Below are 12,344 nucleotides of genomic sequence, written 5' to 3'. Positions count from 1 at the left end.
GGGGATAATATGCGTTTTCTGATTGTTATGGTCTTGAGTCTGGTGGCGGGCGTTGCCGCCGCGCAACCGAAGCTGCCGACGCCGCGCGACGGCGAGGGCATCGTGGTGATGGAGGTCGAGCAGCCGGACCGCTTCTCTAAGGACGCGGTGCGTGCCTATCTGCTCAAGGACAAGAACGCGGCCAAATATCAGGCCGATCCGGCCCTGCTTGAAAAGAAGACGCAAAAGGAGTGGGAGCAGCTCAACGCGCCGGATTACCACGTTGTTCCGGGCCGTCTGGATGCGGCGTCGTCGCAATATCTGCCGCACGGGTTTCCGCGCATCTACCGCGACGAGGCGACGGGCCGCAAATGGTGGGTGGTCAGCGTCCCCGCCGGAAAAACAGTCATCTATGCGGTGACGGTGCAGTCCCTGTGGCAGGTGCGCTTCGACCGCGACACGGCGCAGTTCGACGTGCCCGCGGGCGGTTATGTCTATGTCGGCAAGCTGAACATCCTGCCCAACTATATGCGGATGATGGACGCGGTGAAGGAGGGCGAAATCTCCGCCCGTACCGGCTCACCGATTGCGCTGTGCGGCGAAAAGATCAAGGACTATACGCCGCCGTCGGACCTGCCGCAGGGGCTGGCCGAGGCTCAGGCCTTTATCGATGCGAAGCTGGCGAAGTCCGGGCCGAAAGCGACCCTGACGGCGGCGACGGTCACGCGCGGGCCTTATACAGCGAAGCCGACCTCCAATATCACCATTGTCACCTATGCCTGCATGGCAACGGCGCAGTAGGGCGTTTGTGGACTCCATAGCCAGCATTGCCATTCCGTTATTGCCATTTTATTGTTGCAGAAGGATAGGGGGGAGATGGCTATTGTGGCGATAGCGTTCATTCAAACGGGTGCAGACGTCCTGACGCCGTATGCCGGTTGGTTGGTTGAGTCATTCTGGGGCTGCTGATTATACGGCCTCCGAAACATCCGAATGGCGTGCGTATAAATCGTCAGATATTCCATCCGGTAGTTTCAGAAGCCCAAATGGAAGCCGACCGCCTTTACCAGGAAGCGACGGTATGGAAATTGCGCAAGGGGGAAAGTCTGCCCTTGCTGCCACTCCCTACAAAATCAGATCAGGCTTATGCGGCGGTTTTGGCACTGGAGGAAAAGCCGAATAACCGGGCTTACTATTATCGCACAGGTATCGAACGCGGCGACCTTGAACTGGCCATGGCCGGTCTTCGTTTCGATACACAGTATGGTCTGGCGCAGGCCCCTCAGGATGATTTTATAATTCAGGGCGTTTACCAGATGATTGCCAATGCGTACTGGGAACTTGGTACAACTTTTCGGTCAAAAGACTGTCTTCAACTGGCTCGACTGGCGTTTCATTGGGCCCTGTCGCGGTCCCACGGCGATGCGGCGGCCCAGAGAACCGATAAAAGCATCCTTGCCGATCTCGTTAAACTAGCCGAGGACCGAAGGGCTTTGGAAGCGGAGGCCTGAGATTACGCCGCGTGGCCTTCCGCCCGGCGCATACGCCAGAAGCGGATGGTGCGCATCGCCGTTTCCTTCGGCAGGGCCTCGTACAGGCGGCCATATTCGGAGGCGCGGCCCATGGCGTTTTCCTGCGTCGCCAGCATGATCATGGCGTAGGTCAGGAACAGGGCCTTGTCGAGATCGGCGGCCTTGCACGCAATGGCCAGAGCGTCGATTTCGCGCTTTTCGACCACGTGCTTCGCCGTCAGGAAGTCGATATCGGCCATGGTCGCCAGCGCGCACAGGAACCAGGTCGGGTTCGGGTCGCGCATATATTTGGCCAGCAATGCCGGAGTGAGCTTCTGATTGGCTGACAAGGCCTCGACCTCGGCGCAGATCTTCTCGTAGTCCGCCGGGAAGGAGCCGTTGGCGATGGCGACCGTGTTGCGGCTCTTCGACAGGGCCTGTTCGATCACCGCCGGGTCCAGCTTGGCGTTTTCCTGCATGATGCGTTCGCGCAGGCGGGCTTCGACCACGAAATACATGTCGTTCATCAGGTCCGCCGGCATGTCCTTGCGGTTGACGACGGCGTCGTGCAGGGCGGGGCTGGTTTGCGCGCGCTGGACGACGGCTTCGTTGGTCGCCCGCGACAGCCGCGCACCTTCGTTGCGCAGAAGCGTGTTGACCGTGGTGTCGTCGCCGCGTTCGACGATGACGCCGGATACCGATTCCGGCACTTCCTCGCGTTGCGACACGGCGCGCAGGTGGCCCTGGCCCTGGGTCTGCACGACGTGCAGCAGGTCGTTTTCGGTCAGGGCCTTGGACCGCGTCAGGATCGGCTCGGCCACCGAAATGTCGTCCGAGGCGAGGCGGCGCAGCAGACCCAGAGGCGCGGCCTTGGCCTGAGACAGTTTCTGGGCGATTTCGGCGCGGACGACGATTTCCATCTCGGACGACAGCTGGCTCATCACCTCGTCGTACAGCGCCATTTCCGGCCCGGCGATTTCTTCGGGGTGCGACATGAAGACGTTGGTCACCTGACGCAGCAATTCGCGGCGTTTGGCCGACGACGGTTCCTGAGCCAGTTCGATCAGATGGGTAAGCGTTACGGACATTTTGTGGCGCCTTACTGGGATTTCTTGCCGGTGTTTTGAGCGGTATCCTGGACGGGGGCGGGCGCTTTTTGCGCCTCGTCCTTCGTCTGTATCTTGGGTTTGTCCTTGGTCTGGACCGCGGTCGGGTCGAGCGCCAGTTCACCACCGGCGTGCGGGGCGGGATCGGGCTCGTAACCATAGGCGCGGTGCAGGGAATAGTAGCGCGGGGCCTGAGAGGCATTGGTGGCACGGCTGCCCGGAACGAAGGGGACGTAGGCCTCGTCCTCGACGGCCTGAGCCAGAGGCGCGGCTTCGGGCGTTGCGGCCAGTTTCAGGTCCTTGCCGTCGGTTTTGGCAGCGACCTTGGTGTCCTTAGGGGCGTCCTTGGGGGGCGCGTCCTTCTTCGGCGCGTCGGCCTGTTTGGCGACCTCTTTCTGAGCGGCCACCACGGCTTTCGGATCGGGTTTGGGCGCGGTCTTGCCTTCCAGCTCCGGGGCGACCTTGCCGGCATATTTGCTGTTGGGGGGCAGTTGATAACCGCCGTCCGATGCCAGTTTAGGCTGAGGCTTCGGTTCCGCCTTAGGTTCTGTCTGGGGCTCTATCTTGGGTGGGGGCGCATCGATCTTTTCTGCGGTGACGACCGGCGGTTTCGGCGTCGGCAAGGGCAGCGGGGCATCGATATTCTTCACCGGGTCCTTGAAAGGCTCCGGCGGCGCAACGGCCATCACCTTGGGTTCCGGTTTCGGTTCCGGCTTAGGTTGGGGCGCGGCCTGCAGGCGAATGTCGGGCTTCAGCTCCGGGGCCTTGGGCTCGAAGCGCGGCGTGGGCGCAGGCGTCCAGTTCGAGGCCAGTTCGACCGGCGGCTTTTCGGCTTTCGGTGCGGGCTGGGGCAGAGGTTTCACTTCGGCGCGCGCTTCGACCTTGGGGTCGGCCGTGACCTGCGGGGGCGCGCTTTTGCCTTTATTGGACCACGTCAGTTCGCGACGATAGGGGTTGCCGACCTGACCGTAGGGCGAGGGGGGAATCTGGAAGCCGTCATTGCCGGTGGCGGCGTTCGGCAGGGTCTTATCCAGCTTCGGCGTCTCAACTTCGGTGGGTTCAAGGCTTTCGGGGTGCGGGCGCTTGTTCGACCAGGTCAACTGGCCCGAATTGGACGCCGCACTGGACGCGGCTTTGGCCGCCGCCGCGCCGCTCAGCGCAAGGCTTATCGCCGCCAGACTGGCGGTCAGACAGGACATGCGAAGGCGGTTCATCATAGGCTTGGGCCCTGGAAGGAGGTGTTGCAACCCTTCCAGCCTAAGGCAGACGATTTAATATTGACCTAATGGAACAGTGATTTTTTGACGGTGACCGGATGCCGCAGCACAGACTCAATCTTTGATTGAAAAGATTTCGTATGCAGCCATGGCGGCGTGGGTTATGTTTAATTGCCGGGTAATGTCATCCGGCAGCTTAATGGAGACCGCTATGAAACTCCGTTTCAGCGTCTCCGCTAGGTTGAGTCTCACAAAACTGATTGTCACGTGCAAATTGATTATCAGTAAAGTGAGACTCAAACTCTAAGCGGCGGGGTGAGGGGCCCTAAAGCCTCTCGCCTTGCCGTTTAGAGGTATCACAACCACCTCAGAAAGTCACGTCCTTCTTATCCCCGGTTGAGTTTGGCGCATGTTCGCCTCGCCGGGGTGGTGACCGGCTGATGCCGCGCGAAATCGTTTGCCTTAGTCGCAAAGTCCGGTTATGACTCCTGAAAATGCGCCGGGGGCGGCGATTGGGGGAATGATTTCATATGCTTAAGATCTTGACCACTGTCACTCTGGCAGGTTTGGCGTGTCTGTTACCGTCCGCGCTGTGGGCGCAGTCCGCGCCGCCGGAAGGCGGGACTCCGGCCGTCGTGGCGACCGAGACGCCCGCGCCGGATCCGAAGCCTGAGGGGCCCAAGCTTGAGGCCCCAAAGCCCGAGTCCATCACTATCCCCAACGGCACGCCGATCGTGGTCGTTATCACCGAGCTGGTCTCGACCCGCACGGCGAAGGTCGGCGACATGTTCGCGCTCAAACTGGCCGAACCGCTGCTGTGGAACGGCACGGTCGTCATTCCCGAAGGTACGCCGGGTAAGGGTGAGGTCATCGACACCGGTAAGCCCGGTATGGGCGGCAAGCCGGGCAAGTTGGTTCTGGCGGCGCGTTATCTCGAATTCGAAGGCCGTCAGGTCCCTATTCGCGCCTTGAAGATGAGAATGGGTGCTCAGGACAATGTGAGCGGCGCCATGGCGGCCACTATTGTCGTCGGTGTGTTCGGTCTGGCCGTGACCGGCGGCCATATGGAAGCGCAGGTCGGCATGATGGCCACGGCCAAGCTGGGGGCCGACTTTACGCCAACGACGCCCGTCGAAACACCGGCGGCCTCGCAATAAATCCTTATCCAATGACCTGAACTTATAGGGGGACTATCATGAAACATCTTAAGACCATCGCCGCTCTGGCCCTGACCTTTGCGCTTGGTGCGACCGGGGCCTATGCCCAGAGCAACGAGAGCGCCTCGTCTTCTTCTTCTTCTTCTTCTTCTTCTTCTTCTTCTTCTTCGTCCGCATCCGCTTCGGAGTCGGTTCAGGCTGCGGCCAAGCTGAACGAGATCGGCGCTCCGCCCGAGGGCAAGGCGCAGATCGTCTTCTTCCGTCCGTCGCGCTTTGTCGGCGCGGCCGTCAGCTTCTCGGTTCGCGAAGGCGATACGGGCATCGGCAAGCTGACCAACGGCACCTACTTCGTCCATGTGGCCGAGCCCGGCACCCGCGAATACAATATCTCGTTCGAGGCCCGCGATACGCTGCGTCTGGAAGTCGAGGCCGGTGAAACCTACTACGTCATCCAGTCGATCGGGGTCGGCGTCGTGGCGGCGCGTCCGAACCTGACGCCGTCGTCGGAAGAGGCGTTTCAGGAAAAGAAACTGAAGCTGACCAAGGCCAAGGCGACTGACCGCAAGTAGGGTCAGGTTCAGGTCGCAGGGCCGAAGACCGAAAGCTTATTCATACTCCCCCGGCGTGCCGGGGGAGGTGGATTTTTTGCGGAACGCAAAAAAGACGGTGGGGGCTCGCGTAGAGACCGCGAATAAATCTGTGGCCCAATCAGTGTGATACCCTGATCGCACAGGCCCCCACCACCACATCTCGTTGGCTTACAGCCAACTCGTGCGGTCCCCGGCACCGGCCGCCCGGCTCCCCGGTACACCGGGGAGGTATGAATTAAACTTACTTCAGGGCCTCGCGCTTTTCTTCAAGCTCAAGCCATTCCATCTCGCCGTTTTCGAGGTCCGTGCGGAGTTTATCCAAGGCCTTCATCAGGGCGTCGAACTTTTTCGGATCACGTACGTAGAGGTTCGGATCGCTCAGGGCGGCCTCGGTATTTTTGATCTCGGCCTGCCATTTCGGCATGAAGGCGTTGAGGTCTTCGAGGCGCTTCTGGTCCTTGTAGCTCAGCTTTTTCGCGGGTGCCTTGACCGGCGCGGCGACCGGCTTTTCACCTTTTTGGGGCGCGGATTTCACCGCCTTTACCGACGGAGCCTTGTGGCTCAGTTCCTCGAAAAAGTCCGGGTTCTGGCGCAGGAAGTCCTGCCAGCCGCCGGGGGTTTCGACCGCGCGACCCTTGCCGTTCAGGGCCAAGGTCGACGTCGCCAGACGGTCGACGAAATCGCGATCGTGCGACACGAGGATCAGCGTGCCGTCGTAATCCGACAGCATGTCCTCCAGCAGGTCGAGCGTGTCCATGTCGAGGTCGTTGGTCGGCTCATCCAGCACCAGCAGGTTGGTCGCCTTGGCCAGAGAGCGGGCCAGTTGCAGACGGTTGCGTTCCCCACCCGACAGCGACTTGACCGGCTGACGCAACTGATTGTCGCGGAACAGGAAGTCCTTGGCGTAGGCGGCGACGTGGCGCGGATTGCCCTGGACCATGATCTGATCCGAGCCGGAATTGGCCAGCGCGTCCCACAGGGTCTCGTCGCCTTTCAGCGTGTCGCGGCCCTGATCGAGATAGGCGACTTCGAGCGCGGTGCCGAGCTTGATCTCGCCCGCGTCGGCTTCGATCTGCCCGATCAGAAGCTTGACCAGGGTCGACTTCCCCGCGCCGTTCGGACCGACGATGGCCAGCCGGTCGCCGCGGATGATGCGCGTCGAAAAATCGTTTAGCAGCACCTTGTCGCCGAAGCCCTTGGAGACGTGCTTCAGTTCGGCGACCAGCTTGCCCGAGGTGCCGCCGGAATCGATGCTCATTTCCATCGTCTTGCCGAGGTTTTTCACCCGTTCGGCGGCGTCGGCGCGCATGGCATTCAGCCGCGCGGCGCGGCCTTCGTTGCGCGTGCGGCGGGCGGTGATCGAGCTGTAGAAGGTCTTGGTTTCGCGCTCGATGGCCTTCTCTAACCGGCGCAGGGATTCGGCCTGCTCCTCGACGATCTTGTCCGACCACGCTTCGAAATTCGTATAGCCTGAGTCCAGCCGCATGATCTTGCGGTCGTAGAGCCAGTAGCAGCGCTGCGTCACGCGCTCAAGGAAGGTCCGGTCGTGGCTGACGATCAGGGCGGCGCCCTTGAACTGACGCAGTTGATCTTCCAACGTTTCGATGGCGAAGATGTCGAGGTGGTTGGTCGGCTCGTCGAGAAAGATCAGATCGGGTTCTTCGGCAAACGCCTTGGCCAGAGCGGCGCGGCGCTTTTCCCCGCCGGACAAGGAGGCGCATTTCGTATCGGGCGACAGGCCGAAGGCGAACAGCTCGGCCTCGGCCATGTAGGATTCTGCGCCGTCCGAGACCAGCCAGTCGAGCACGGTTTCGCCGACGGGTTCCGGCTCCTGAAGCACATAGGCGTAGCGCAGGCCCTGCATGACCACGCGCTCGCCGGAATCGGCGTCGATCAAGCCGGCCATCAGCCGCATCAGGGTCGATTTCCCCGCGCCGTTCTTGCCGACAAGGCAGGCGCGCACGCCCTTGTCCAGCGCCAGGTCGACACCGTCGAACAGCGGGTTCATCCCGTCCATCAGACGGACGTCTTTGAGGGCGATCAGCGGGGCTTTTTGGGGGGCGCGTGCGTTCATGGGGAGCATTTCGCGAAAAAGTGGGAACCGGTTTTTCGCAACAGAAATGCGACCAGCAAAAACATCTTGCGAGCATGTAGCGGTTTAAGGGTTCTTTGCAAAGTGTTTGAATTTCGCGTATGCAGCCGACTTTTCCCCCTCACCCTAACCCTCTCCCTCAAGAGAGAGGGGATTACAGGCGGTTTCTTTCTTTTCCCTCTCCCTTGAGGGAGAGGGTGGTGCGAAGCGCCGGGTGAGGGGGAACTATTTCAACGAGTGCCGCAATTTCCATGACCCAACCCTTCTGGCAGACCAAGACCCTATCCGAAATGACCGTGCCTGAGTGGGAATCGCTCTGCGACGGTTGCGGTCTGTGCTGCCTGATCCGGCTGGAGGACGAGGACACCGGCGAGATCATCCCCACGCGCGTCCACTGCAAGCTGTTCGACAGCCAGACCTGCGCCTGCGCCAACTATCCGCAACGGCACAAATATGTCCCCGACTGCATCAAGCTGACGCCGCACAATATCGAGGCGCTGGAATGGATGCCGCAGTCCTGCGCCTATCGCCGCCTGCACGAGGGGAAAGACCTGCCGCGCTGGCACTATCTGCTGACGGGCGACCGCGAAAGCGTCCACCGTGCGGGGGTGTCGGTGCGCGGTCAGACGATTTCTGAGGACGCATTGGACGACCCCGAAGACGCGCTCGATTTCGCCGCGTTCGATCTGCTGGAAGACAAGACGGATAACGAGGAATAGTCGTTTCTACTCCCCCAGTTTACTGGGGGAGGTGGATTTTTGCGGAACGCAAAAAGACGGAGGGGGGGCTCGCGTAGAGCTCGCGCAAAAATGGCTGGCCCGAAGAGCGTGGTGTTACCACCGAGACGGCCCCCACCACCGCATCTAGCCGCGATAACGCGGCGTCGTGCGGTCCCCCTCCCCAAACAAGTTGGGGAGGTATGAAAAGGCCCAAATAAAAAGCCGCGGCGAACCGCGGCTTGTTTTGTTTTTGAAACACTTAAAGCAAAGACGCAAACTAAGTAGCGATGCTTAATACGCCAGCACCATAAAGTTCCAATGACGCCGTTATAGGCGAATTCTGTGACAGTTTTTTGCACTGCAATGCATAAGGGGGACATGGGCCTGTCCCCGCCTTACATAAGAATTATATAAATCTGATCAGAGGGTTGCGTTTTTATCACGCTCAAATCTCCCCGCCTGCCCGTGCCGGTTTATTGTTGAGGCATGGAAAACGACACGCCTTTCAAACCTGCCGACCTCAAGGCCATCCGCGCCAAGCAGATCAGCCAGCTTATGACGCTGGCGGATAGCCTGATTAAAGATGCCGAGCAGGCACATTCGCTGGACGCGCTCAATCTGCTGGAAAAAAGGGCCAAGGTCGTTCTGGTCGTCGCCAAGGCGGCCGAGCAAATCCACAAAATGGTGGGCGATGACGGAGACAACGACATGGAAACCGACGAAACCGACGGATCTGGAGACGATCCGGACGCTCGCGAAAGCTGGGGACTCAAGCTTGAACGCAAGCTCTTTGGCATGGCTGAGCAACGAAGAAATTTCCTTCTGGCGGAAGCAGCAGAACAGCGCGACCTGGCGGCCCAAGATGACGGAGTGGGCGTTTTACGCGACCGAGGCCCAGACGCCGCCGCCGGGTGAGTGGCTGACCTGGCTGTTTCTCGGCGGGCGCGGCGCGGGCAAGACGCGCGCCGGGGCCGAGTGGGTCAAATCCTTGATCCAAAAGGGCCTGCGTTTCGCTCTGGTCGGGCCGACGCTGCACGATGTGCGGGAGGTGATGATCGAGGGGCCGTCGGGCCTCAAGGCCATCGCCGATGAAGGTAACCGACCCTCCTACGAAGTGTCGCGCAAGCGGTTGAGGTGGCCGAACGGGGCCGTGGCCTACGCCTATTCGGCGGAAGACCCGGAGAGCTTGCGCGGCCCGCAATTTCATTACGCCTGGGCGGACGAGTTCTGCGCCTGGCGGCAACCGGCGGAGGTTCTGGCGATGTTACGGATGGGGCTGCGACTGGGTAATGCACCGCGACTGTGCGTCACGACGACGCCGAAGCCGGGACGGGCGCTGAAGACGCTGATGGCGGAAAAAGGCACGGTGATGACGCGGTCCAATACCGCCGGCAACTATTTCAATCTGGCCGATCCGTTTCTGCAGGGGCTCAAAGGGCTCTACGGCGGGACGCGGCTGGCGGCGCAGGAACTGGAGGGGCTGGTGGTCGAGGACGACCGCCGCGCTTTGTGGCGGGCCGAAGACCTCGGCCGCTGTCTGGGCAACCGCCCGCCCGCCTTTGACGATGTGGTGGTGGCGGTCGATCCGCCGGTGTCCAGCACGGGCGATGCCTGCGGGATCGTGGTCGCCGGACGGCGCGACAATCGGGCCTATGTGCTCGAAGACGCCACCCTGTCGGGGGCGACGCCGCAGGGCTGGGCGGCCGTGGTGGCGGCGAAGATCGCGCAATACGACGCGCATCGCGTGGTCGCCGAGGCCAATCAGGGCGGCGACATGGTCCGTCAGGTGTTGCTGAGCGCCGGATGCGACGCGCCGGTCGAGTTGGTCCACGCCCGCGTCGGCAAGCGCGCCCGCGCCGAGCCGGTCGCCGCACTCTACGAACAGGGCAGGGTGGTCCATACGGGCCGCTTTGTCGCCCTCGAAGAAGAGATGATGGGGCTGGGGACCGAAGAGATGCGCCATTCGCCGGACCGCGCCGATGCGCTGGTCTGGGCGATCACGGCGCTGATGATCACGGGAAGAGCCGAGCCCCGGATGCGGCGTCTCTGACTTTTCCCTCTCCCTCAGGGAGAGGGGGTTTAACGAGGATCGATATGCTCTCTTTCAACACCTTTTTCGGGCAGCGACGGACTGTGCCCGAAACAAAGGACTCGCAAACCCGCGCCCTGATCGCTCTGACGGGGCAGGGGCGGGCGCAGTGGACGCCGCGCGAATATGAGGCCCTCGCCCGCGAAGGCTTCGCGAAAAACGCCGTCGCCTATCGCTGCGTGCGGATGATCGCCGAAGCCGCCGCGTCGGTGCCGTTGCGCGTCGATTGCGACGGGCGGCACGACACGGCGCACCCTTTATCAGCGCTGCTCGAACGCCCCAACGCCGAACAGGGCGGGGCCGATCTGCGCGAGGCGCTCTATGCGTCGCTGCAAACCGCGGGCAACGCCTATATCGAAGCCGCCGAGATCGACGGTGCGCCGTTCGAGCTGTGGGCCCTCCGGTCCGAGCGCGTGCAGGTCGTGCCTAATGCCAAGGGCTGGCCCGAGGCCTATGACTATACCGTCAATGGCCGCGCCACGCGCATCGCCCGCGACGGTACCGGCTGGCTGAAGGTGCTGCACCTGAAGCTGTGGCATCCGCTCGACGACTGGTACGGCTTTTCGCCGCTGGAGGCCGCGGCCTTCGCCATCGACGTCCACAATGCGTCGGGGGCGTGGAACAAGGCCCTGCTCGATAACGCGGCGCGACCATCAGGGGCGCTGGTCTATGGCGGCAAGGCGTCTGATCGCCTGAGCGCGGAGCAGTTCGAGCGGCTGAAAAGCCAACTGACCGAAGACCACGCCGGGATCGACAATGCCGGGCGGCCTCTGTTGTTAGAGGGCGGACTCGACTGGAAGCCGATGTCGCTGTCGCCCGCCGATATGGACTTCATCGAAGGCAAGCACGCCGCCGCGCGCGACATCGCTCTGGCCTTCGGTATCCCGGCGCAATTGCTGGGGATTCCCGGCGACAATGCCTACGCCAATTACCGCGAGGCCAATGCTGCCTTCTGGCGTCACACGGTCCTGCCGCTGGTCGAAAAGACGACGCGGTCGCTGTCGAACTGGCTCAGTCCGAAGTTCCCCGGCGCGCGGATTGTTGCCGATATCGACGGCCTGCCCGCCCTGTCGGCGGAGCGCGAGGCCCTATGGGCACGGCTGGAGGCGGCGACCTTTATGGACGCCAGCGAAAAGCGGCGTCTGGCGGGGCTCAGTGAGAAACTTTCCGCCTACGGAGATACCTATGAGTGAGATTTTCACTGGCGGGGTGATCATGACGATCATCCTGCAATCGGCGGCGGCTTTGATGTGGTTCGGGCGCGCCGGGGCGAGACTCGATACGCTGGAGGCGCGCTTTCAGCAGCAGGCCGGGGTGGTCGAGCGACTGGCGCGTCTTGAGGAACAGGCGCTGGCGACACGCGCCGCTCTGGCGCGGATCGAAACCAAGCTGGACGAGGCGCGCATATGATCATCGAGGGCTATGCGTCCAGATTTTATGAGCGCGATCTGAACGACGATGTCGTGGTGCCGGGGGCCTTTCGCGACAGCCTGCTGCGCACCGGGCCGGAAGGCGTGCGGATGCTTTATCAGCACAAGGTCACAGCGCCGATCGGCGTCTGGGACGAGGTGGTCGAGGACGAGACCGGTCTGTTCGTCCGGGGCCGGATCATCGACGCCACCCCCGAAGGCCGCATGGTCATGGCGCTGAGCGAGGCGGGTGTGATCGACGGTCTGAGCATCGGATTTCGCACAGAAAAGAGCCGTTTCGACGAGACCGGGCGGCTGCGCGTTCTGACCGCCGTGGCGCTGTGGGAGGTGTCGCTGGTGACTTTCCCGATGCTCAACAGCGCGCGGTTTACCATTCCTTCTCCCTGAGGGAGAAGGTGGCCCGATAGGGCCGGATGAGGGGGAACTGTCACACCGCACTAAGTGTCTGACATTT

The 12,344-nt window shown here is 62.0% G+C and carries 13 protein-coding genes; 10 read left to right on the top strand and 3 right to left on the bottom strand.

Annotated elements, in window-relative coordinates:
- Positions 1-9 precede the first annotated feature (9 nt).
- Both PQU92_RS10415 and PQU92_RS10410 read left to right on the top strand, forming a co-directional pair.
- On the top strand, positions 10-780 hold the full coding sequence (locus tag PQU92_RS10415; RefSeq protein ID WP_272748158.1) for a hypothetical protein: 771 nt from the start codon (positions 10-12) through the stop codon (positions 778-780).
- A gap of 245 nt (positions 781-1,025) precedes the next feature.
- Entirely contained in the window at positions 1,026-1,490 is a 465-nt protein-coding gene (locus PQU92_RS10410; protein ID WP_272748157.1) for a hypothetical protein, read from the top strand.
- A gap of 2 nt (positions 1,491-1,492) precedes the next feature.
- Here PQU92_RS10410 and PQU92_RS10405 read toward each other — a convergent pair whose 3' ends face one another.
- Entirely contained in the window at positions 1,493-2,578 is a 1,086-nt protein-coding gene (locus tag PQU92_RS10405; protein WP_272748156.1) for a DUF2336 domain-containing protein, read from the bottom strand.
- Between the two features lie 11 nt (positions 2,579-2,589).
- Entirely contained in the window at positions 2,590-3,813 is a 1,224-nt protein-coding gene (locus tag PQU92_RS10400) for a hypothetical protein (RefSeq protein ID WP_272748155.1), read from the bottom strand.
- A 530-nt stretch (positions 3,814-4,343) separates the two neighbouring features.
- Here PQU92_RS10400 and PQU92_RS10395 point away from each other — a divergent pair.
- Together PQU92_RS10395 and PQU92_RS10390 are read left to right on the top strand one after the other, a co-directional pair.
- Entirely contained in the window at positions 4,344-4,970 is a 627-nt protein-coding gene (locus tag PQU92_RS10395; RefSeq protein ID WP_272748154.1) for a hypothetical protein, read from the top strand.
- A 38-nt stretch (positions 4,971-5,008) separates the two neighbouring features.
- On the top strand, positions 5,009-5,539 hold the full coding sequence (locus tag PQU92_RS10390) for a DUF2846 domain-containing protein (protein WP_272748153.1): 531 nt from the start codon (positions 5,009-5,011) through the stop codon (positions 5,537-5,539).
- A 262-nt stretch (positions 5,540-5,801) separates the two neighbouring features.
- Here PQU92_RS10390 and PQU92_RS10385 read toward each other — a convergent pair whose 3' ends face one another.
- A complete protein-coding gene (locus PQU92_RS10385; protein WP_272748152.1) occupies positions 5,802-7,634 on the bottom strand; it encodes an ABC-F family ATP-binding cassette domain-containing protein in 1,833 nt (610 codons plus the stop codon).
- Between the two features lie 269 nt (positions 7,635-7,903).
- Here PQU92_RS10385 and PQU92_RS10380 point away from each other — a divergent pair, with 269 nt between their 5' ends.
- From PQU92_RS10380 to PQU92_RS10355, 6 genes are all read left to right on the top strand, one after another.
- On the top strand, positions 7,904-8,371 hold the full coding sequence (locus PQU92_RS10380; RefSeq protein ID WP_303657355.1) for a YcgN family cysteine cluster protein: 468 nt from the start codon (positions 7,904-7,906) through the stop codon (positions 8,369-8,371).
- A gap of 486 nt (positions 8,372-8,857) precedes the next feature.
- The gene (locus PQU92_RS10375; protein WP_272748151.1) at positions 8,858-9,286 is read left to right on the top strand and encodes a hypothetical protein; all 429 of its coding nucleotides are present in this window, start codon (positions 8,858-8,860) and stop codon (positions 9,284-9,286) included.
- Complete coding sequence (locus tag PQU92_RS10370; RefSeq protein ID WP_272748150.1) at positions 9,234-10,421, top strand: DNA-packaging protein; 1,188 nt, start codon at positions 9,234-9,236, stop codon at positions 10,419-10,421. The genes PQU92_RS10375 and PQU92_RS10370 overlap by 53 nt, the downstream gene beginning before the upstream one ends.
- 44 nt (positions 10,422-10,465) lie before the next feature.
- Positions 10,466-11,653, top strand: a complete 1,188-nt coding sequence (locus PQU92_RS10365) for a phage portal protein (RefSeq protein ID WP_272748149.1) — start codon at positions 10,466-10,468, stop codon at positions 11,651-11,653.
- Entirely contained in the window at positions 11,646-11,870 is a 225-nt protein-coding gene (locus PQU92_RS10360) for a hypothetical protein (protein ID WP_272748148.1), read from the top strand. Before PQU92_RS10365 ends, PQU92_RS10360 begins: the two co-directional genes overlap by 8 nt.
- Positions 11,867-12,277 (top strand): HK97 family phage prohead protease, encoded by a 411-nt coding sequence (locus PQU92_RS10355; RefSeq protein WP_272748147.1) that lies wholly within the window; start codon positions 11,867-11,869, stop codon positions 12,275-12,277. Before PQU92_RS10360 ends, PQU92_RS10355 begins: the two co-directional genes overlap by 4 nt.
- Positions 12,278-12,344 lie beyond the last annotated feature (67 nt).

Source organism: Asticcacaulis aquaticus (assembly GCF_028550415.1).
GTDB lineage: Bacteria > Pseudomonadota > Alphaproteobacteria > Caulobacterales > Caulobacteraceae > Asticcacaulis > Asticcacaulis aquaticus.
Note: the sequence above shows the minus strand (reverse complement) of the source record. Positions and strands in the feature narration are given on the sequence as shown.